Consider the following 20,420-nt stretch of genomic DNA (forward strand, 5'->3'; position numbering starts at 1 on the left):
AGCCGCGCGTGCGGAGCCGGGCTCGACGCGTCCACAGCGGGTGCGGGTTCGTTTCCGTCCACAAGAGGGTCGAGGAGGCACGGGGTCGCGCCGGGCGGTCGGCGAGAGTCGCTGCATGACCGACGACACGCACTGCATCCTGGCCACCCTGACCGACTCGTGCTGCCTGTATCTGCTCGACCTGTTGTACGACGGGCCGCTCGCGATCGACGAACTCACCGACGGCGTGCGCCGACGACTGCACGCCGACACCGCCGTCGTGGAGGACCGCCTCGTCGGCCTGATAGCGGCGGGGCTCGTGTCGTACGACGCGGGCGAGGGCCGGTATCGGAGCGACTTCGAGGCCTATCGCCAGGCCGTCGACACGGCCCTGGACGCCTGCCGGGCACTCAAGGCCGCAGGCGATCAGCGGCAGGTGTCCGACTGGGCCGCGGCGATGGATGCCGGCTGGAACGGTCGCCGGGCCGAGCCCGTCTACCGGGCGAGGGCGCGGGCGTTCGCCCTGTCGGAGGCGGGGCAGCGTCATGCCGCGCGGGTGGCGCGGGGCACGCTCGGTGTGCCCGACGCCGTCGTCGAGGCGCGGTGCGGCGCGGGGGAGCCGGTCGTGTCGGACGGGCCGGTCGCGGCGCTCGCGGCGGGGGCCGTGTCGTGAGCGTCCGTGTTGACGAGGTGGCTCTCGAGAGTCCGTTCTCGGTGCTGGCGAGCCCGGCACGGATGTACCTGTTCGCGATGATTCGCCGTGGGTGCGGTGACGACGCCGGTCTCGCCCGGGCCCTCGACGAGGTCTTCGGGGAGGGCCCGGCGGCGCTCGACGCGCATCTCGAGGCACTGACGGCCGCGGCTTTCGTGACGATCGCGGGGGTGACCGCCGACGGTGGAGCCCTGTTCCGGCCCGACGTGCACTGGCGCGACCGCGAGTCGGACGCGTTCGAGATGCTCGAGGCGATGCGCGAGTGCGGCGAGGGCCGTTACGCCGCCCAGCTCGCCGACCGCATGGAACTCGCGGCCCGCTGGGCGGACACGTGAGGCCCCGCTGCCGCTGCTGCTGCTGCTGCCGTTGCCGTTGCCGCCGCTGCCGCCGCGGCTGCCGCGCAGCGAGCTGCTGCTGCGCCGGCTGTCGCACAGCGGGCTGCTGCCGCGCCGGCTGCCGCAGCAGGTGATGGCTTTCCGAATTCGCTCCTGTGGTTCAAACCGCAGAACGATGCCCCCCCGAGTTTCCCTCCTGCGCTTCGAACCGCAGCGCGGGCAGCCCCCGAACCCCCGTCCTCCTGCGGTTCAAAGCGCAGGAGCACGAGCGCGCACCCCCGAGCACGCACGCACAGGCACGAACCGGTTCTGCGGTTTGAACCACATCAGCGGATGAGAGAAGACATGTTCCCGAGCGACACGCGCACCGACACCGAGAGCGACACGCGCACCGACACCGACACCGACACCGACACCGACACCGAGAGCGACACGCGCACCGACACCGACACCGACACCGACACGCGCAGCGACCACGGCAGGCCCGCGTCACGCGCCGAGGCTCGACCTCTGAACCCGTTCGAGGTGATGTCCGACCCGGTCCGGGCCTATATGGTCGAGCTGCTCGTGACCGGGGCCGGCACGTCGGGCGATCTCGCGACGATGGTCTACGACCAGCTCGGCGTGGGCTGGTCCTCGACCTCGCGGCATCTGGGCATCCTCCGTCGCGCGGGGTTCGTGCAGTACCTCGCCGATGGCCCGCGACGCTTCTACATGATGACCGACGAATGGCTCGAGCAACTCGACGCCGCGACCGCGTACTGGCATCGAGCCTGGCTCGAGGGAGCCGACACCCGCTGCCTCGGTGAGGCACCGACCATCTACGCGGCACGCGTACGCCGCGGTTACATCGACCCGCCCGACCCGCCGGAGGTGCACGGTCTGCCGACCCGCGCCTCCCGGGGTCACCACGGCCTGAACCAGAGCGCACGCGGTGTGGGTCGGAGCGAATACGCCGACGACGCCGACGGAAGCGGCGATCTCGAATGACCTCGGCGGCGAGGTAGAGGATGCGGACGTATGATCCGATCAACCCGGCCGCCGAGGCTGCGCGGCACACACGTCAACGGAGACGGAGCACCACATGAGCCAGAGCACCACCAAGAGCCAAGGCACCACGACGAGCCCAGACACCACGACGAGCCCAGACACCACGAGCCAGACGACCCACGCCAGCGCATCCGTCGCGGCCATCCTCGCCGAGTCGGCCACGCGCTTCCCGGACGACGTCGCCATCGTGGTCGGCCCGCAGAGCATCACGTACGCCGAGCTGTGGCAGCAGACGAAGGCGTACGCCGGCGCCCTCGCGGCCCGCGGCGTCGGCGAGGGGACGAAGGTCGCGATGCTCGTGCCCAACGTCGCCGACTTCCCGCGTGTGTACTACGCCGTGCTGGCGCTGGGGGGCGTCGCCGTCCCGATCCACGCGCTGCTCAAGCGGCACGAGATCGAATACGTGCTGAACGACAGCGGCACGAGTCTGCTCGTCTGCGCCGCTCCGCTGCTGGCCGAGGGCGCGGCGGGCGCCGAGCTCGCCGGGGTCGACGTCGTGACGGTGCTCGCTCCGGACGACGAGTCGGCCGCCAGGCACGACCGGCTCGAGGCGCTCGCCGCGACGGCCGAACCCATCGTTACCTACCGGTCGCGCGACCCGTTCAGCACGGCGACCATCCTCTACACGAGCGGCACCACGGGGCAGCCGAAGGGGGCCGAGGGGTCGCACTACTCGCTGATCGAGCAGGTCAACACGAACCTTATGACGACGTTCGACATGACGCGAGGCGACCGTGTGCTCGGGGCCCTGCCCCTCTTCCACACGTTCGGCCAGACCTGCACCATGAACACGGCCCTCCGAGCCGGGGCCACGGTCGTCATGGTGCCGAAGTTCGACGGCGACACCGCCCTGCGGGTCATGGTCGAGAACGAGTGCGGCATCTTCATGGGCGTCCCGACGATGTACATGGCGCTGCTCGACGCCGCGACACGCACCGACGACCGGCCGCCGCTCCGCTACGCGATCTCGGGTGGCGCCTCCTTGCCCGTCGCGATCATCGAGCGCTTCGAGAGCGTCTTCCAGGCGCCGATCCACGAAGGCTACGGTCTCACCGAGACGTCGCCCGTCGCGACCTTCAACCACGTGGGCCTGCCGCCGCGGCCCGGCACGATCGGCACACCGGTCTGGGGCGTGGACGTCGAGATCGCCGACTCGGCGGTCGGCGACGCGATCGTGCTGCTGCCGCACGGCGAGATCGGCGAGATCGTCGTCCGCGGTCACAACATCATGAACGGGTACCTCAACCGCCCGGAGGACACGGCCCGTGCCATCGTCGACGGCTGGTTCCGCACCGGTGACCTCGGCACGAAGGACGACGACGGCTACCTCCGCGTGGTCGACCGCACGAAGGACATGATCATCCGCAACGGCTACAACGTGTACCCGCGTCAGGTCGAGGAGGTCCTCGCGACCCACCCCGACGTGACCATGGCCGCCGTGTTCGGCGTGCCGCACGAGGTGCACGGGCAGGAGATCGAGGCCGCCGTGGTGCTGCGAGCCGGGGCCGAGGTCACCCCCGAGCAGCTGATCGCGTACGTCTCGGACGAGATCGCCGCGTACAAGTACCCCCGCGTCGTCCACGTGCTCGACGCCCTGCCCCTGGGCCCGAGCGGCAAGGTCTTGAAGCGCGAGCTCGTCGCGACGTTCACCCAGGAGGCGGCGCCCACGACCGCGTGACCGTCGCGTCGCAGGCGGGTCGGCCAGGCCCGGTGTCTAGAGTGGGTCGGGTGATGCTCGATGATGTGCACGTCCACCGCAGCGACTCCCCGTTCGCCCGCGAACAGGAGCTGGCCTGGCGACTCGCCGCGACCGCGACCGACCCCGTGCCGGTCGACGACGACGTCGCCGACATGATCGTCAACCGCGTCATCGACAACGCCGCCGTGGCGCTGTCGAGCCTGACGCGGGCACCCGTCGCCGCCGCGCGTGCCCAAGCCGTCGCGCGACCGCAGACCGGCACCGGTCGCGAGGGTGCGACCGTCTTCGGGCTCGACCCCGCCCGCCGCAGCACGCCCGAGTGGGCCGCTTGGGCGAACGGCGTCGCGGTGCGCGAGCTCGACTACCACGACACCTTCCTGGCCGCCGAGTACTCGCACCCGGGCGACAACATCCCGCCGATCCTCGCGGTGGCGCAGCACGTCGGTGCGACCGGGGACGAGCTCATCCGCGGCATCGCGGCCGGCTACGAGCTGCAGATCGCCCTGGCCAAGGCGATCAGCCTGCACGCGCACAAGATCGACCACGTCGCACACCTCGGCCCGAGCGCGGCCGGCGGCATCGGCGCACTGCTCCGCCTCGACACGGCGACCGTCTACCAGGCCATCGGCCAGGCGCTGCACACGACCACGGCCACGCGGCAGTCCCGCAAGGGAGCCATCTCGACCTGGAAGGCCTACGCGCCGGCCTTCGCCGGCAAGCAGGCCGTCGAGGCGATCGACCGCGCGCTGCGCGGCCAGACCAGCCCGTCACCCATCTACGAGGGGGAGGACGGCGTGATCGCCTGGCTGCTCGACGGCCCCGACGCGCACTACCGGGTCGTGCTGCCCGGGCCCGGCGAGTCGAAGCGCGGCATCCTCGACAGCTACACGAAGGAGCACAGCGCCGAGTACCAGGCGCAGGCTCTCATCGACCTGGCCCGCCGCCTCGGCCGGGAGACACCGCGACTGCGCGACCCCGAGCAGGTCCGTTCGATCGTGCTGCACACGAGTCACCACACGCACACCGTGATCGGCTCGGGCGCGGGTGACCCGCAGAAGTACGACCCGACGTCGAGCCGCGAGACGCTCGACCACTCGATCCCGTACATCGTCGCGGTCGCGCTGCAGGACGGCGAATGGCACCACGAGCGCAGCTACGCCCCCGAGCGCGCGGCACGTCCCGACACGGTCGCCCTCTGGCGCACGATCACGACGGCGGAGGACCCCGAGTGGACCCGCCGCTACCACTCGACCGATCCGGCCGAGAAGGCCTTCGGCGGCCGCCTCGAGGTCGAGTTCGCGGACGGCACCCGACTCGTCGACGAGATCGCCGTCGCCGACGCCCATCCATTGGGTGCCCGGCCGTTCGCGCGAGCCGACTACGTGCAGAAGTTCCGCACCTTGGCCGTCGGCGTGCTCGACGACGCCGAGGTCGAGAGGTTCCTCGACACGGCCCAGCGCCTCCCGGGGTTGCAGCCGCACGAGCTGTCCGGCCTCACGGTGACGGCACCGGCGGGCCTGCTCGACGCGAGCGACGCGGCCGTGCCCGCGGGTCTGTTCTGAGGCGCGGGCCATGCTCTACTCCACCCTCACGGCCGCGGCGAAGCGTCGGGCGTTCCGCGAACGACTCGACGGCAGCGACGACCTCCTGCGGCTGCCGGGCGCCTTCAACCCCCTCAGCGCCCGTCTGATCGAGCGCAAGGGGTTCGAGGGCGTCTACGTCTCGGGTGCGGTGATCAGCGCCGATCTCGGCCTGCCCGACATCGGTCTCACGACACTGACCGAGGTCGCCGGGCGCGCGGCCCAGATCGCGCGGATGACCGACCTGCCGACCCTCGTCGACGCGGACACGGGGTTCGGCGAGCCGATGAACGTCGCGCGCACCGTGCAGACGCTCGAGGACGCCGGGGTCGCGGGGCTCCACATCGAGGACCAGGTCAACCCCAAGCGCTGCGGCCACCTCGACGGCAAGAGCGTCGTCGACCAGGGCACGGCCGTGCAGCGAATCCGGGCCGCCGTCGACGGTCGACGCGACCCCGACCTGCTCATCATGGCGCGCACCGACGTCCGGGCGATCGACGGGCTCGAGGTCGCCGTCGACCGGGCCAAGGCCCTCGTCGACGCGGGGGCGGATGCGATCTTCGCCGAGGCGCTGACCGGTCTCGCCGAGTTCGAGGCCGTCGCGCGCGCCGTCGACGTGCCGGTGCTCGCGAACATGACCGAGTTCGGTAAGGGCGAGTTGCACACGGCCGATCAGCTGCACGATGCGGGGGTGCGCATCGTCATCTATCCGGTGACGCTGCTGCGGCTCGCGATGGGCGAGGCGGCGAGGGGCCTCGACGAGATCGATTCCTCCGGCACCCAGTCCGCGCTGCTCGATCGCATGCAGCACCGGGCCGACCTCTACGACCTCATCGACTACGAAGGCTATTCACGATTCGACGGGGGAGTGTTCGACTTCACGGTCGAGCGGTAGGGCCCCGCGGGGGTACCCTCAGCCACGTCTCGCAGATCACGAAGGAGTGACATGAGCGACACCATCATCACCGCGCCGGCCGACGAGCCGCGCGTCCCCGAGATCCACAAGGGTCTCGCCGGCGTGGTCGTCGACCGCACCGCGGTCTCGAAGGTCGACGCGGCCAGCAACTCGCTGCTCTACCGCGGCTACCCGGTGCAGCAGCTCGCCGCGGGCCGCGACATCGAGGACGTCGCGTACCTGCTGCTCTTCGGCGAGCTGCCGACCCCGACGCAACGCGCCGAGTTCGACGAGGAGGTGCGGGCTGCGCGCCCTCTCGCACCGGGCCTCCATCATCTGATCGACCTGATCCCGACCAGCGCGCACCCGATGGACGTGGTCCGCACCGCGGTCGGTGCCCTCGGCGCGGCCATGCCGGAGCCGCAGCGGTCGCCCGGCGTGTTCGACGCCGACGAGACGCGGCACCGCGCCGCGCGCCTGTTCGGCGTGCTGCCCGCGATCATCGCGTACGACCAGCGTCGGCGCCGCGATCTGCCGCCCGTGCCTCCGCGGGACGACCTCGGCTACAGCGCCGACTTCCTGCACCAGGTGTTCGACCGCGAGCCCGACGAGCTCGAGATCGACGTCTTCGACACGTCGATGGTGCTCTACGCCGAGCACTCGTTCAACGCGTCGACGTTCACGGCCCGGGTGATCGCGTCCACGCTGTCCGACCTGCACTCGTCGATCGTCGGAGCCATCGGCGCCCTCAAGGGGCCCCTGCACGGCGGCGCGAACGAGGCGGCGCTCGAGCTGCTGACGACCGTGGGCGACGCGTCGAACGTCGACCCGTGGCTCGACGACGCCCTCGCCCGGCGCGAGAAGCTGATGGGCTTCGGGCACCGCGTCTACAAGAACGGCGACAGCCGGGTGCCGACCATGGAGGCGGCGCTCGGTCGCCTCCTCGACCGGGCCCGCGCCTCCTCGGGTTCGGAGGCCGGTCGCGTCGGTCGGCTCGCCGACACCTACGACGCCCTCCAGGCCGCCGTGCTCGAGCGCAAGAACCTCAAGCCGAACGTCGACTACCCGTCCGGTCTCGCCTATCACCTGCTCGGCTTCGAGACGAGCGTGTTCACGCCGCTGTTCGTCGCGTCGCGCGTGCTCGGCTGGAGCGCGCACGTCATCGAGCAGCGCGAGGCGAACTCGCTGATCAGGCCGCTGAGCGAGTACGAGGGACCAGGGCTGCGGGATGTCCCGGCGGGCGGCTGAGCGGCGGGCGCCCGACCGCGGATAACGTGGGCCGATGCCCAACCGACTCGCCGACGCGATCAGTCCGTACCTGCGCTCGCACGCCGACAACCCCGTCGACTGGCGCGATTGGGGCGCCGAGGCGTTCGCCGAGGCCGCCCGCCGGGACGTGCCCGTGATGGTCTCGATCGGCTACTCGACCTGCCACTGGTGTCACGTCATGGCCCGCGAGAGCTTCAGCGACCCGGCGATCGCCGCGGTGCTGAACGACGGCCTCGTCGCGATCAAGGTCGACCGCGAGGAGCACCCCGACGTCGACGCGAGCTACCTGGCCGCCGCGTCCGCGTTCACGGAAGGGCTCGGCTGGCCGCTGACCTGCTTCGTCACGCCCGAGGGTCGCATGTTCTTCGCCGGCACGTATTTTCCGCCGCAGCCCGTCGGAGATCGGCCGTCCTTCCGTCAGGTGGTCGACGCCGTGCTCGAGGCGTGGACGACACGGCGGGCCGAGGTCGACCAGACGGCCGGAGCCGTCGCCGGGGCGCTGCGCGCATCCGCCGAGGAGGCGCGGCGCGCGTCGACCCCGCCGCCGACCCCGGCCGAGGTGGCACGCTCCGTCGCCGGCCTCGCGCCGTTCGAGGACACCCAGTTCGGCGGCTTCGGCGGCGCACCCAAGTTCCCCGTCGCGCCGACGCAGCTCATGCTGCTCGGGCAGGCGGCCGCGGGGGACGAGACCGCTCGGGGCCTCGCCGACCGGACCCTCCGCCGCATGGCGGCGTCGCCGCTCCGCGACCCGGTCGAGGGCGGGTTCTTCCGCTACGCGACCCGCCGCGACTGGGGCGACCCGCACTACGAGCGGATGCTCTACGACAACGCCCTGTTGTTGCAGGCGTACTCGCGGTTGGCCGCGCTCGAGGCCGGTGCCTGCGGTGTCGGCGCTGCCGGTGCGGCCGGTGCCGGTGGTGTCGTCGGTCCGGGGACGCTCTCGGCGGAGTCCGTGGCGACCGGCATCGCGGACTTCCTCCTGACCGTGCTGCGGACACCGCGCGGAGGCTTCGGCTCGGCGCAGGACAGCGAGAGCACCATCGACGGCCGGCGGGTCGAGGGCGGGTACTACGCGCTCGATGCCGCGAGCCGTGCTCGGCACGAGCGGCCTCCGGTCGACGACAAGGTGCTGACGGGCTGGAACGGCCTCGCGATCGGAGCGCTCGCCGAGGCCGGCGCCCGACAGGGGCGTCCCGACTGGGTGGATGCGGCCGTCGGCGCAGCAGACCTCCTCCTGGCCGAGCACGTCCGGGCCGACGGGCGTCTGCTGCGGGCCTCGACCGCGTCCGGGGTCTCGACCGCCGTCGCGACCCTCGAGGACTACGGGATGCTCGCCGGAGGCCTGCTCGCCCTCGCGACCGCGACGGGCCGCGTCGACTACGCCGTGGCCGCCCGCGGTCTGGTCGACGACTGTCTCGCCGCCGGGGCCGGTGCCGGTGCCGGTGCCGGTGGCGGGGTGTCGCACGGCCTCGCGTTCGCGGTGCCCGGCGGAGCCGATCCGCTGCTGACGGAACAGGGTGTCGCCGTCACCGCCGACCCGTCGGAGGGGGCCTACCCGTCGGGCATCAGTTCGATGGCGGCCGCGGCGCTGCTGCTGCACCAGCTGACGGGCGAGGCCCGCTATCGAGACGCGGCCGCCCGAGCGCTCGTCCCCGCGACCCTGCCTGCCCTCGACAACCCGCTCGCGTTCGGCACCACGTTCTCGCTGCTCTCGGCCCTGTCGCGCGAGTCGACGCAGCTCGTCGTCGTGCGACCCGTCGGGGCGCCCGACTCGGACCCACTGAGCGAGCGCGCCCGGCGCCTCCTCGGTCCGTCGACCGTCGCGGTCGTCCTCGACGAGCAGGAGGCGCGTGCGTTCTCCGACGCCGGCTTCTCCCTCCTCGAGGCGCGCACCTGCCTCGGCGGAACCCCGACGGCCTACCTCTGCCACGACTTCGTCTGCCGCCTGCCGCTCACCGACCCCGCCGCCCTCGACCGCGCCCTCCCGCTCTCGCTCTGACGGGGTGCCCCCTCTGACGGGGTGCCCCCTCTGACGGGGTGCCCCCCTCTGATCGAAGTGTCGCGTCGGGTGCATGTTCGCCCGGAACATGCGCCCAACGCGACACATCGTTGGGGAGGGGCGGGTCAGGCAGCGCCGTCGAGGGTGACGAGCGGGGAGTCGGGGTCCGCCGCCCACTCGTTCAGCGACCCGTCGTAGAGCGCGACGCGTTCGTGACCCGCCAGGGTCAGGGCGAGCGCGTCGGACGCGGCCGAGACCCCGGCACCGCAGTACACGACGACCAGGGAGTCGGTGGAGACGGACGGGAACGCCGAACGCAGTTCGCGCACCGGCCGGTACGTGTGCGCGTCAGCCGAGAGCAACTCGCTCGCGGGCACGCTGAAGCTGCCCGGGATGTGTCCGCGGCGCGAACGGCGACCCGGAGCCCCGGCGAACTCGCGGGCGGGGAGGGCGCAGACGAGCGTCGCGTCCTCGTCGCCGGCCACGACGCGTTCGACGAAACGCTTGTCGACCCAGGCGTCGCTGCGCTCCTCGGCGAGGAAGACCGACGGCTTGGGGGCCCGGTGCCCGCGGCGGATCGGACGGTCTTCGGCCACCCAGGTCGCGAATCCACCGTCGAGCACGGCGACGTCGTCGTACCCGAACGAGCGGAACAGCCACCAGAGACGTGACGCCCAGTGGCCCCCGGCCGAGTCGTAGACCACGACGGTCGTGTCGTTCGAGATGCCGAGCGCGCTCGCCGCGTTCTCGAACCGCTCCGTGTCGGGCCGGGTGAAGGGCAGGTCGGCATCGGTGTCGCTGAAGTCGTCGATCAGGTCGGCGAAGACGGCGTCGGGGACGTGCCCGGCCTCGGCGTACACGGCACGGCCCGACGCGTACCCGCGCGGAGTCGGCTCGGCGGCCCCGTCACCCAGCGAGTCGACGAGCACGGTGGCGTCGACGATCACGAGGTCGTCGGCGCCGATGTGGTCGGCGAGCCACTGGGTGGACACGATCGGAGCGGTCAGGACGGGAGGCATAGCGCCACGGTAACCTCGGCCGCCGTCATCGGCCAGAGGACTCGACATGAAGCGTCACGGATTCCGCCGGGCGACGGATGAGAACGCCGAACGGCCCAAACGGTGAACGGTCCAGGCGCCCCGCGCGTCAGCGGGCGAGCTTGCGTGCCGACACGACGCCGGTGTCGAAGCCCATCAGGTGCAGCCCGCCGTGGAACCTGGCGTGCTCGACCTTGATGCAGCGGTCCATCACGACGGCGAGGCCGTTCTCCTCGCCGTAGCGGGCCGCCTCCTCGTTGTAGATGCCGAGCTGCACCCAGACGGTCGGGGCGCCGACGGCGAGCACGTCGTCGATGACCGACGGGATGTCGCTGGCCTTGCGGAACACGTCCACGATGTCGGGGACCTCGGGCAGCGACGCGAGGTCGGGGTAGGCCCTCTGGCCGAGGATCGTGTCGGCGTTCGGGTTGACGAAGTAGACGCGCAGGTCGCTCGACTGCTGCAGGTAGGTGCCGACGAAGTAGCTCGACCGGGTCGGGTTCGGCGAAGCACCGACGATCGCCACGCTGCGGGCACGGCGCAGGATGGCCTGTCGCTCGCGCGCCGTCGGGCCCACCCAGGTGCGCTGGGACTTCAGCAGCTTGGCGAGCGGGCTGCTCGCCGGCAGCTCGCACGTGAGGCCGTTGCTGAGCTGCGTCGTGACCGTGCCGGCCTCCACGTCCGTGCCTGCGGTCGTGCTCATCGTGGTCACTCGCCTTTCGCCGCGGCGTCGAGCGCCTGGTCGAGATCGTAGATGATGTCGTCGGCGTCCTCGATGCCGACGCTGATGCGCACCGAGCCGGGCAGCACACCGGCGTCGACGAGCTGCTGCTCGGAGAGCTGCGCGTGCGTGGTCGACCCGGGGTGGATCACGAGCGTCTTCGCGTCGCCGATGTTCGCGAGATGGCTGGCGAGCTCGACGGACTCGATGAACGTCTTGCCGGCCGCCCGGCCCCCGGCCAGCTCGAACGTGAACACCGAGCCGGGCCCCTCGGGCAGGTACTTCAGGGCACGGTCGTGGTGCGGGTGCTCGGGGAGCCCGGCCCAGCGCACCCGCTCGATGCGGGGGTCGGCGTCGAGCCACTCGGCGACGCGGCGGGCGTTCTCGACATGCGCGCGCATCCGGTACGGCAGCGTCTCGACGCCCTGCGCGAGCAGGAAGGCCGAGTGCGGCGCGAGCGACGGGCCGATGTCACGGAGCTGCTCCGCGCGCAGCCGGGTCAGGAAGGCGTACTCGCCGAAGTTGCCCGACCAGTTGATGCCGCCGTAGCTCGGCACGGGCTGGTCGAACAACGGGAACCGCTCGGTGTCCCAGTCGAAGCGGCCCGACTCGACGACGACGCCGCCGAGTGTCGTGCCGTGACCGCCCAAGAACTTCGTCGCCGAGTGCACGACGACGTCGGCGCCCCATTCGATCGGCCGGTTGAGGTACGGCGTCGCGATGGTCGAGTCGACGATCAGGGGCAGTCCGTGAGCGTGTGCGACCTCGGCGAGGCCCTCGAGATCGGCGATCTCGCCGGACGGGTTGGCCACGGTCTCGACGAACACGAGCTTCGTCTCGGGGCGGATCGCGGCCGCGTAGTCGGCCGGGTCGGACGACTGCACGAACGTCGTGTCGACGCCGAAGCGGCGCAGCGTGACGTCGAGCTGGGTGATCGACCCGCCGTACAGGTTCGCGCTCGCGACGATGTGGTCGCCCGCGCCCGCGAGCGTGGCGAACGTGATGAACTGCGCGCTCAGGCCGCTGGCCGTGGCGACGGCGCCGAGTCCGCCCTCGAGGCTCGCGACGCGCTCCTCGAACGCGGCCGTCGTCGGGTTGGCGAGTCGGCTGTAGACGTTGCCGTACTTCTGCAGGGCGAACCGGGCCGCCGCGTCGTCGGTGTCGTCGAAGACGAACGCCGACGTCTGATAGATCGGCAGCGCCCGCGCTCCCGTCGTCGCATCGGGGATGTTGCCCGCGTGGATCGCCCGCGTGCGGAAGCCGTACTCACGATCTGCCATGCGCCCACGCTACTTGTCGCGCGTCACGCGGCGACGCGTCGCGTAACAATACGCAAGGAGGCACGGTGCCGGTCGGACGAGAAATCTCGCGTCCCGGGGAGTGTTACTTCCAGCTCGGAATCCAGTAGTGGATGCGGATGAAGTCCCAGTTCTCGAGCTGCGCCGTCCAGAGCGGATAGAAGAACACGCTGACCGCGATGCTGACGACGAGCAGGATCGTCACGACGCCGATCCCGCTCAGGCGACGGTCGGGGTCGTCGGTGCGTCTGCCGAGGATCACCCCGAACGTCGCGGCGAGCGCCAGCAGCAGATAGGGCTCGAACGAGATCGTGTAGAACTGGAAGATCGTGCGGTCGGCATACGCCAGCCAGGGCAGGTAGCCCGCGCCCACGCCGAGCAGGATCAGCCCGTACCGCCACTCGCGGTACCGCACGAGCCGGTACAGCAGGTAGCCGCAGGCGAGCACGGCCAGGTACCAGATCAGCGGGTTCGCGATCGAGGTGATCGCCTCGCCGCAGCGGGTGACGTCGCAACCGTTCTGCCCGAGGTCCGACCCCTGGTAGTACATGCTCGTCGGTCGCAGCATCAGCAGCCACGTGAACGGGTTGGCCTGGTAGGCGTGCGGCGTGTGCAGGCCCACGTTGAATGCGTAGACGCCGCTCTGGTAGTGCCAGAAGTTCTGGAACGCGTCGGGGACCCAGGCCAGCGCACCCGTCCATCGCGTGCCTCCTTGTTCGATCCAGTGGCGGTCGTAGCCGCCGCTCGTGACGAACCAGCCGGTCCACGTCGCGAGGTAGGCGAGGGCGGCGATGGGCACGGTGAGCAGGAAGCTCACGGGTGCCTGCTTCAGCAGCGTGCCGGTCGCCCAGAACTCGACACCGGCGCGACGTCGGGCGAGCCCGTCGACGACGACCGTGTACAGCGCGAAGAACGCCAGGAAGTAGAGGCCGTTCCACTTGACGCCGGTCGCGAGACCGCACATCAGGCCGGCGGTGACCAGCCACGGGCGGGCCCAGAGCGCGGGGCCCCAGGCGAGATCGCGGCCCCGTTCGCGGCGATGCGCGATCCAGCGGTCGAGTCTCCGCGCGCTCTGCCGCCGGTCGAGCATGACGGCCGCGAACGCGAGAAGACCGAAGAACATGACGAAGTTGTCGAGCAGGGCGACGCGCGACATGACGATCGCGTGCCCGTCGATCGCCATCAGGAACCCGGCGAGCGTGCCGAGCATCGTCGACTTGAACAGGTACGTGCCGATCAGCGCGACGAGCAGCACGGCCAGGACGCCGACGACCACGGTCGCGACCCGCCAGCTGGCCGGGTTCTCGGGGCCGAACACAGCCATGCCGAGACCGATCAGCCATTTGCCGAGAGGGGGGTGCGCGACGAACGACGGGTTGGTCAGGAATCCGTCGACGCCGCCCTTCGCGAACGTCGCGTCGTAGTCGGTCGGCCACGAGCCCTCGTAGCCGAGGTTGTGCAGCGACCACGCGTCCTTGACGTAGTACGTCTCGTCGAACACGAGCGTCGCGGGGTGGTTGAGGTGCCAGAGACGGAGCAGGGCCGCCAACACGGTGACCGCGAGCGGGCCCGCCCAGGCCCACACGCGCCTCCTGGTCGGGGTGCGCAGCACGCGGCCCCACCAGGCGTCGAGCCGGGTCAGCGGGCGGCCCGCGGCATGCGACGCGGGCGTCTCGGACGTCGCGGGTGCGTCCGGTGTCGCGGCCGTCGCGGTCGATCCGACCAGCGTGTCGAAGTCGCGCTCGGCCCGGTCGGTCATCGGGCCATCGTAGCCAGTCGCGCCCTGGCTCTCGGCCGGGGTCGTCGGTCGCCCACTCGCCGGGGGACAATGGTCCGGTGATCGTTCTCGCCGCGACCCCCATCGGCAATCTCGGCGACGCCTCGGCGCGGCTGATCGAGGCCCTCGGCAACGCCGAGATCGTGGCCGCCGAAGACACGCGCACCGCCATCCACCTGATGCGCGCGCTCGGCGTCGAGAACCGCCCGCGCCTCATCGCCCTGCACGAGCACAACGAACGCGAGAAGGCGAGCGAGATCGTCGAGCTGGCCCGCACGTCGGACGTGATCGTGCTGACCGACGCCGGCATGCCCGCCATCAGCGACCCCGGGTTCCCGCTCGTCGAGGCCGCGGCCGCCGCCGGGGTGACCGTGACGTCGATCCCCGGGCCGAGCGCCGTCCTCACCGCGCTCGCCGTCTCGGGCCTGCCGACCGACCGCTTCAGCTTCGAGGGGTTCCTCCCGCGCAAGCAGGGCGACCGGCTGCGCGTGCTGACGGCCCTCGCCGACGAACGCCGCACCATGGTCTTCTTCGAGTCGCCGCACCGGCTCGGCGACTCGCTCGCCGACGTCGTCACCGCCCTCGGCGCCGACCGACGAGTCGTCGTCTGCCGCGAGCTGACCAAACTGCACGAGGAGGTGCGGCGCGGCACCGCCGCCGAGCTCGCGCTCTGGGCCGCCGACGGCTCCCGCGGCGAGATCTGCATCGTCGTCGACGGGGCACCCGAGCGCGTGGTCGACCTCGCCGCCGGTCTGGCCCAGGTGCAGTCCCTCGTCCGCGACGGATCGCGGCTGAAGGAGGCCGCGGCCGACGTCGCCGAGGCCACGGGCCTGTCGAAGCGCGATCTGTACCAGGCGGCGCTCGCCGCGCGCGCCTAGTCCTGTCTCGGTAGGGCGAACGTCAGGTCGCTGAGCGCAGGATGGCAGCAGGCCCCGTGCGGGCCGTCCTCCACGACGAACAGGAGCCCCCGATGAAAGCAGTCCGTTTCGAGCAGTACGGCGATCTCGACCAGTTGACCGTGGAGGACGTCCCGAAACCCCGCGCCGCCCCCGGCGAGGTCGTGGTCGCCGTCCGGGCTGCCGGCCTGAACCCCGGTGAATCGGCGATCCGCGAGGGGCTCATGGACTCCGTCTACCCTGCGACGTTCCCGTCCGGTCAGGGCACCGATTTCTCGGGTGTGGTCGACGAGGTCGGCGAGGGCGTGGAGGAGTGGAAGGTCGGCGACGAGGTCGTGGGCTGGGCGACCCGGTCGTCGCAGGCGGAGTTCGTCGCCGTGCCGCACGACCACCTCGTGGCCAAGCCCGACAACATCCCGTGGGAGGTCGCCGGCAGCATCAGCGTCGCCGGTCCGACCGCCTACGCCGCGCTCCGGGCCGTGCGCGCCACCGAGGGCGACACCGTCGTCATCGCGGCCGCGGCCGGCGGTGTCGGGGTGCTCGCCGCCCAGCTCGCGAAGCTCGGTGGCCTGACCGTGATCGGCACGGCCAGCGAGCACAACCACGACTTCCTCCGCAATCTGGGCGTCGTCCCCGTCACCTACGACGACGGGCTCGTCGAGCGCATCCGCGAGCTGGCCCCGCAGGGGGTCGACGCGTACCTCGACTGCTTCGGCCACGGCAACGTCGAGACCGCGTTGGAGCTCGGCGTCGCCCCCGACCGCATCAACACGATCATCGACTTCGACGCCGTCGAGAAGCACGGGGTGAAGGCCGAGGGGTCGGCGCAGGCCACGTCGCAGGCGGTGATGGCCGAGCTGCTCGGGCTGATCGCCGAGACGAAGCTGATGGTGCCGATCGAGGCCGTCTTCCCGCTCGACCACATCCGCGACGCGTTCCGCGAGCTCGAGGAACGCCACGGTCGCGGCAAGTACGTCGTCGGCATCGACGTCGTCGAGTACCCGGGCGAGCGCGAGGGCGAGCGGGCCGGGGCGGACGACCGCAGCGACCAGGCGAGCTGACCGCGCGACGCGACCCGCGCCTCCTCGTGGTCGTCCTCGACCCTCAGGAGGCGCGGGCCGGGTCCCACGCTCGTGTCACGCTGTCGGAGGCCGCCTCTAAGATGGTCGTCATGCCCGCCGGCGACTCCTTCTTCATCGCGACACCCATCTTCTACGTCAACGACGTGCCGCACATCGGTCACGCCTACACCGAGGTCGCCGCCGACGTGCTCGCGCGCTGGCACCGTCAGCGGGGCGACGACGCCTGGCTGCTGACCGGCACCGACGAGCACGGGCAGAAGATCCTCCGCACCGCGACGAGCCACGGTGTCACGCCGCAGCAGTGGGCCGACGACCTCGTCGACCGTGCCTGGAAGCCGCTGCTCGAGACCGTCGACATCGCGAACGACGACTTCATCCGCACCACGGACGAGCGCCACGAGCGCGGCGTGCAGCTCTTCCTGCAGAAGCTGTACGACGACGGCTACATCTACCAGGGCGAGTTCGAGGGCTTCTACTGCGTCGGCTGCGAGGAGTACAAGCAGCCGAGCGACCTGGTCGACGGCACGGGTCCGTTCGAGGGCCAGCAGGTCTGCGCGATCCACAGCATCCCGGTCGAGGTGCTGCAAGAGAGCAACTATTTCTTCCGGATGAGCGACTTCGAGCAGCGCCTCCTCGACCTCTACGAGTCGCAACCCGACTTCGTGCAGCCCGACAACGTGCGCAACGAGATCGTGCAGTTCGTCAAGCAGGGTCTCCGCGACCTGTCCATCTCGCGTCAGTCGTTCGACTGGGGCGTCAAGGTGCCGTGGGACGAGAAGCACGTCGTCTACGTCTGGTTCGACGCCCTGCTCAACTACGTCACCGCGATCGGCTACGGCGTCGACGACGACGAGTTCCAGCGCCGCTGGCCGGCCGTGCAACTCGTCGGCAAGGACATCGCGCGGTTCCACGCCGTCATCTGGCCCGCCATGCTGATGGCCGCCGGCCTGCCCGTGCCGAAGAACGTGTTCGGCCACGGCTGGCTCCTCGTCGGCGGCGAGAAGATGTCGAAGTCGAAGCTGACCGGCATCGCGCCGCAGCAGATCACCGAGGTCTTCGGGTCGGACGCGTTCCGCTACTACTTCATGCGGGCCATCACGTTCGGTCAGGACGGCAACTTCAGCTGGGAGGACATCGCGGCCCGCTACCAGGCCGAACTCGCGAACGGCTTCGGCAACCTGGCGTCGCGCATCACGGCCATGGTCACGCGCTACTTCGACGGCGTCGTGCCGGTCATCGGCGAGCAGACCGACGCCGACCTCGCCATCCGCGAGATCGAGCTGCGGGTCACCGCCGCCGCCGACGCGGCCATCGACCGGTTCGCCATCAACGAGGCGCTCGCCTCCATCTGGGAGCTGGTCGACGCCCTCAACGGCTACATCACCGAGCAGCAGCCCTGGGTCCTCGCGAAAGACGAGGCACAGCGCGAGCGTCTCGGGACGGTGCTCGGCACCGCGTTGCGCGGCCTCGGCACCCTGACGGTGCTGCTCTCGCCGTTCATCCCGGTCGCCACGCACACGCTCTGGGCGTCCATCGGCCAGGGCGAGCTCACGAGCCAGCCGGTCGACCGCGCGGCCGAGTGGTCGTCCGCTCCGAACGTCGTGCCGCTCGAGGCGGGGCTCTTCCCCCGTGTCGAGCAGCCCGAGCCGGCCGTATGACCGACGCCTCCTCGCCGACGGGCGATGCCGCGCACGTCCGACACCGCGCCTCCACCGAGTCCGGTGGGCAGAAGCGCGACCTGACGTACCCGCCGAGCCCCGAGGCGCTCGTCGTCCCGGTGTACGACAACCACACGCACCTCGAGATCGCCGACGGGGTCGGCGACGACGGCGACGGCCCGGTCGAGTACCGCGAGCACCTCGACCGCGCCTCGGCGGTCGGTGTCCGCGGGGTCGTGCAGGTCGGCACCGACCTCGAGACGTCGCGCTGGTCGGCCGAGATCGCCGCCCGCGAGCCCCGCGTGCTCGCGGCCGTCGCACTGCACCCCAACGAGGCCCCGCGGCTCGCCGCCGAGGGGCTGCTCGACGCGGCCCTCGCCGAGATCGACGAACTGGCCGCCCGGCCGCGCGTGCGCGCCATCGGCGAGACCGGTCTCGACTTCTTCCGCACGGGCGAGGACGGCCGGGCCGCCCAGCTCGACTCGTTCAGGGCGCACATCGAGATCGCGAAGCGCCATGGTCTCGCGCTGCAGATCCACGACCGGGACGCGCACGACGACGTGGTCGATCTGCTGCTCGAGGTCGGTCCTCCCGAGAAGGTCGTCTTCCACTGCTTCAGCGGGGGCCCCGAGCTCGCTTCCATCTGCGCCGAGCACGGCTGGTACGCGTCGTTCGCCGGCACGGTCACGTTCAAGAACGCCCAGCCGCTGCGCGACGCCCTCGTGCAGCTGCCGCGCAACCTGATCATGGTCGAGACCGACGCGCCCTATCTGACACCGACGCCGTTCCGCGGTCGGCCGAACGCGCCCTACCTGATCCCGTTGACGCTGCGGTCGATGGCCGAGACGATCGGCACCGACGTGTCGATGCTCGCGGCCCAGATCTCGTCGACCACCGAGCTCGTCTACGGCGGCTGGGACACCGAGCCGGTCACGGTCGAGGGCTGATGGCGCGCTCGACCCTGCTCGGCCCCGCCGAGATCCGCGACCTCGCCGAGATGCTCGGCATCCAGCCCACCAAGAAGCTCGGGCAGAACTTCGTGCACGACGCGAACACCGTGCGGCGCATCGTCGCGGCGTCGGGGGTGTCCGCGGGCATGAGCGTCGTTGAGATCGGCCCCGGCCTCGGCTCGTTGACGCTCGGCCTGCTCGAGGCCGGTGCGAGCGTCACCGCCGTCGAGATCGACAAGCGGCTCGCCGAGCAGTTGCCGAAGACCGTCGCGCTGCTGCAGCCGGCGGCCGACCTCTCGGTCATCGTCGACGACGCCATGCGCGTCGTGGCCCTGCCGTCGAGCCCCACGCACCTCGTCGCGAACCTGCCGTACAACATCAGCGTGCCGGTGCTGCTGCACTTCCTCGAGCACTTCGCGTCGTTGGAGCGCGGGCTCGTCATGGTGCAGGCCGAGGTCGGTCTGCGGCTCGCCGCCGAACCGGGGTCGAAGATCTACGGCGCCCCGAGCATCAAGGCCGCCTGGTACGGCGAGTTCTCGACCGCCGGGCAGGTCAGTCGACAGGTCTTCTGGCCGGTGCCGAACGTCGACAGCATCCTGGTCGCGTTCGACCGGCGCGAGCCCCGCGGCACCGAGGCCGAACGCCTCGCGACGTTCGAACTCGTCGACGCCGCCTTCCAACAGCGCCGCAAGATGCTGCGCCAGTCGCTCTCGACGGTGTTCGGCTCGTCGGCCGAGGCGTCGGCTGCGTTGGAGCAGGCCGGGCTGGCTCCGACCGAACGGGGCGAGCAGCTCACGGTCGACGACTTCCTGGCGATCGCGCGGGTCAGCGCGGCGTCCTGAGCCGATGAGCGGCGAGTCGCGGGGCAGGCCCTCGGCGGGTTCTGCCCGAGCCGGCCGTCTCAGTGACGCGCGTCTCGCCTCGGGGACGGGACGGAGCGCCTCCCAGTGGTTCGCGATCCTTGACGGACTCGGGGCGAACCGGTGGTCGCACGCCCAGATCGCGGCCCGGCTCGAGGACGAGTACGAGGTGCCCCGCTGGTGGGCGCAGGGCATCACGGTCAGCTACGAGCAGGCCCGCGGGCTGAGTGTGCCGGGGCAGCAGCCCGACGGCACGTACCGCGTCACGGTGAGCCGCAGCCGACGAGCGGGGCCGCTCGAGCTGTTCGAGCGTGCGCTCGGCCCGGTCGCGAGGTATGCGGGCGGCGACCCCTCGTCGTCGAGTCGTGCGGCCGCGGGCCCGTCGGCGACGTGGACGCTCGGAGCGGGGGAGTCGCTGCTCCTCGCCGTGCTGCCGGCCCACGGCGACGCCTGCGCGGTCACGCTGACGCAGAGCGGTCTCCGCCTCCCGGAGCGCATGCAGCCCGTCGAGGACGCCCTCACGGCCCTGCTCACCGCGCTCCCCTGACCCGCCTCCCTCGAGTCCTTCCCCTCAAGTCACGTCGTCGAGGCAGGGGCTTCGCCCTCTCCAACGATGTGACCCG

Annotated in this window: 18 protein-coding genes; 14 read left to right on the top strand and 4 right to left on the bottom strand. The window is 71.4% G+C overall.

What is annotated here, in order from left to right:
- Positions 1-115 precede the first annotated feature (115 nt).
- From ACPEEZ_RS03625 to ACPEEZ_RS03660, 8 genes are all read left to right on the top strand, one after another.
- The gene (locus ACPEEZ_RS03625) at positions 116-652 is read left to right on the top strand and encodes a hypothetical protein (protein ID WP_423922888.1); all 537 of its coding nucleotides are present in this window, start codon (positions 116-118) and stop codon (positions 650-652) included.
- Positions 649-1,026, top strand: coding sequence for a hypothetical protein (locus ACPEEZ_RS03630; protein ID WP_423922891.1), 378 nt, complete (start codon positions 649-651; stop codon positions 1,024-1,026). Before ACPEEZ_RS03625 ends, ACPEEZ_RS03630 begins: the two co-directional genes overlap by 4 nt.
- 345 nt (positions 1,027-1,371) lie before the next feature.
- Positions 1,372-2,016 (top strand): ArsR/SmtB family transcription factor, encoded by a 645-nt coding sequence (locus tag ACPEEZ_RS03635; RefSeq protein WP_423922894.1) that lies wholly within the window; start codon positions 1,372-1,374, stop codon positions 2,014-2,016.
- Between the two features lie 94 nt (positions 2,017-2,110).
- Positions 2,111-3,754 carry a long-chain-fatty-acid--CoA ligase gene (locus ACPEEZ_RS03640; RefSeq protein ID WP_423922896.1) on the top strand — a complete coding sequence of 548 codons (1,644 nt, stop codon included), beginning with the start codon at positions 2,111-2,113 and terminating at the stop codon, positions 3,752-3,754.
- Positions 3,755-3,807: 53 nt separating this feature from the next.
- Positions 3,808-5,337: an MmgE/PrpD family protein gene (locus ACPEEZ_RS03645; protein WP_423924350.1), complete on the top strand. Its 1,530-nt coding sequence runs from the start codon at positions 3,808-3,810 to the stop codon at positions 5,335-5,337.
- 10 nt (positions 5,338-5,347) lie between these two features.
- Positions 5,348-6,250 carry a methylisocitrate lyase gene (prpB, locus tag ACPEEZ_RS03650; protein WP_423922898.1) on the top strand — a complete coding sequence of 301 codons (903 nt, stop codon included), beginning with the start codon at positions 5,348-5,350 and terminating at the stop codon, positions 6,248-6,250.
- 51 nt (positions 6,251-6,301) lie between these two features.
- The gene (locus ACPEEZ_RS03655; RefSeq protein ID WP_423922901.1) at positions 6,302-7,498 is read left to right on the top strand and encodes a bifunctional 2-methylcitrate synthase/citrate synthase; all 1,197 of its coding nucleotides are present in this window, start codon (positions 6,302-6,304) and stop codon (positions 7,496-7,498) included.
- Positions 7,499-7,532: 34 nt separating this feature from the next.
- A complete protein-coding gene (locus ACPEEZ_RS03660; protein WP_423922904.1) occupies positions 7,533-9,518 on the top strand; it encodes a thioredoxin domain-containing protein in 1,986 nt (661 codons plus the stop codon).
- Positions 9,519-9,643: 125 nt separating this feature from the next.
- Here the strand turns inward: ACPEEZ_RS03660 and ACPEEZ_RS03665 are convergent, their stop codons facing one another.
- The 4 genes from ACPEEZ_RS03665 to ACPEEZ_RS03680 all read right to left on the bottom strand — a co-directional run bounded on the left by ACPEEZ_RS03665 (position 9,644) and on the right by ACPEEZ_RS03680 (position 14,333).
- The gene (locus ACPEEZ_RS03665) at positions 9,644-10,537 is read right to left on the bottom strand and encodes a sulfurtransferase (protein ID WP_423922907.1); all 894 of its coding nucleotides are present in this window, start codon (positions 10,535-10,537) and stop codon (positions 9,644-9,646) included.
- A gap of 127 nt (positions 10,538-10,664) precedes the next feature.
- Entirely contained in the window at positions 10,665-11,258 is a 594-nt protein-coding gene (locus tag ACPEEZ_RS03670; protein ID WP_423922910.1) for a CoA-binding protein, read from the bottom strand.
- 5 nt (positions 11,259-11,263) lie between these two features.
- Complete coding sequence (locus ACPEEZ_RS03675) at positions 11,264-12,556, bottom strand: O-acetylhomoserine aminocarboxypropyltransferase/cysteine synthase family protein (protein ID WP_423922913.1); 1,293 nt, start codon at positions 12,554-12,556, stop codon at positions 11,264-11,266.
- A 103-nt stretch (positions 12,557-12,659) separates the two neighbouring features.
- Positions 12,660-14,333, bottom strand: a complete 1,674-nt coding sequence (locus tag ACPEEZ_RS03680) for a dolichyl-phosphate-mannose--protein mannosyltransferase (protein ID WP_423922915.1) — start codon at positions 14,331-14,333, stop codon at positions 12,660-12,662.
- Between the two features lie 77 nt (positions 14,334-14,410).
- Here ACPEEZ_RS03680 and rsmI point away from each other — a divergent pair, with 77 nt between their 5' ends.
- The 6 genes from rsmI (at position 14,411) to ACPEEZ_RS03710 (ending at position 20,344) form a co-directional block, all read left to right on the top strand.
- Positions 14,411-15,229, top strand: coding sequence for a 16S rRNA (cytidine(1402)-2'-O)-methyltransferase (gene rsmI, locus ACPEEZ_RS03685; RefSeq protein WP_423922918.1), 819 nt, complete (start codon positions 14,411-14,413; stop codon positions 15,227-15,229).
- A gap of 92 nt (positions 15,230-15,321) precedes the next feature.
- Positions 15,322-16,308: an NADP-dependent oxidoreductase gene (locus ACPEEZ_RS03690; protein WP_423922920.1), complete on the top strand. Its 987-nt coding sequence runs from the start codon at positions 15,322-15,324 to the stop codon at positions 16,306-16,308.
- Between the two features lie 110 nt (positions 16,309-16,418).
- Positions 16,419-17,987: a methionine--tRNA ligase gene (metG, locus tag ACPEEZ_RS03695; RefSeq protein ID WP_423922922.1), complete on the top strand. Its 1,569-nt coding sequence runs from the start codon at positions 16,419-16,421 to the stop codon at positions 17,985-17,987.
- The gene (locus ACPEEZ_RS03700) at positions 17,984-18,934 is read left to right on the top strand and encodes a TatD family hydrolase (protein ID WP_423922925.1); all 951 of its coding nucleotides are present in this window, start codon (positions 17,984-17,986) and stop codon (positions 18,932-18,934) included. Before metG ends, ACPEEZ_RS03700 begins: the two co-directional genes overlap by 4 nt.
- Positions 18,934-19,779, top strand: a complete 846-nt coding sequence (gene rsmA / locus ACPEEZ_RS03705; RefSeq protein ID WP_423922928.1) for a 16S rRNA (adenine(1518)-N(6)/adenine(1519)-N(6))-dimethyltransferase RsmA — start codon at positions 18,934-18,936, stop codon at positions 19,777-19,779. The genes ACPEEZ_RS03700 and rsmA overlap by 1 nt, the downstream gene beginning before the upstream one ends.
- Before the next feature lie 4 nt (positions 19,780-19,783).
- Entirely contained in the window at positions 19,784-20,344 is a 561-nt protein-coding gene (locus ACPEEZ_RS03710; RefSeq protein WP_423922931.1) for a hypothetical protein, read from the top strand.
- Positions 20,345-20,420 lie beyond the last annotated feature (76 nt).

Source organism: Frigoribacterium sp. 2-23 (assembly GCF_049601585.1).
Taxonomy (GTDB): domain Bacteria; phylum Actinomycetota; class Actinomycetes; order Actinomycetales; family Microbacteriaceae; genus Frigoribacterium.